The organism is Escherichia sp. AM3 (assembly GCF_032029835.1).
GTDB lineage: Bacteria > Pseudomonadota > Gammaproteobacteria > Enterobacterales > Enterobacteriaceae > Escherichia > Escherichia coli.
This window is the reverse complement of sequence record NZ_JAVUPQ010000565.1, coordinates 1-461: the sequence shown is the minus strand read 5'-3', so window position 1 is coordinate 461 and position 461 is coordinate 1. Positions and strand designations below refer to the sequence as shown.

1 protein-coding gene is annotated in these 461 nt (G+C 38.0%); it reads right to left on the bottom strand.

Going from position 1 to position 461, the window contains the following annotated elements; genetic code table 11:
* Nucleotides 1–70: 70 nt before the first annotated feature.
* Nucleotides 71–373: a TrbM/KikA/MpfK family conjugal transfer protein gene (locus tag RTW80_RS27265; RefSeq protein ID WP_001576896.1), complete on the bottom strand. Its 303-nt coding sequence runs from the start codon at nucleotides 371–373 to the stop codon at nucleotides 71–73.
* Nucleotides 374–461: the final 88 nt, after the last annotated feature.

The following is a 461-nucleotide window of genomic DNA, read 5'->3' as shown; positions in this document are numbered from 1 at the left end:
GCTATAAAGCCAGAGTGCCCTGCTTTTATTGCATTAAGAAAATCAATCTTTTCTTTTTTTTTCATATCATCTACCCCTTAATCTTACCGAACTTACTCATGATTTTCGATATAGCAGCAGGATCAGCCGTTGAACACTGATTCAGAAATGCTTTACGGGCATCAAAAGTTTTACTCCAGCGAATGCTTCCTTTTTTCTTTTTCAGAATATTAAAAAAATCCTTTTCGGCACTTCTGCACTCACTCCCTCCACCTTGCCCGACTGCTTTTCCATATAAGCAAAGTACCGAAGCGCAAGGGTCAGATGCATACGCAGGTGCTGTCAGCCAGGACACAGTAAAAATTACGATTAGACTTTTGCATATCTTTTTCATGGTAACCTCTGAACATTTATTCTTGACAGATAAATTTCAACCTAGTCATTATTCAACCATCTTTTTAGTGGCTGATATTCAATAACAC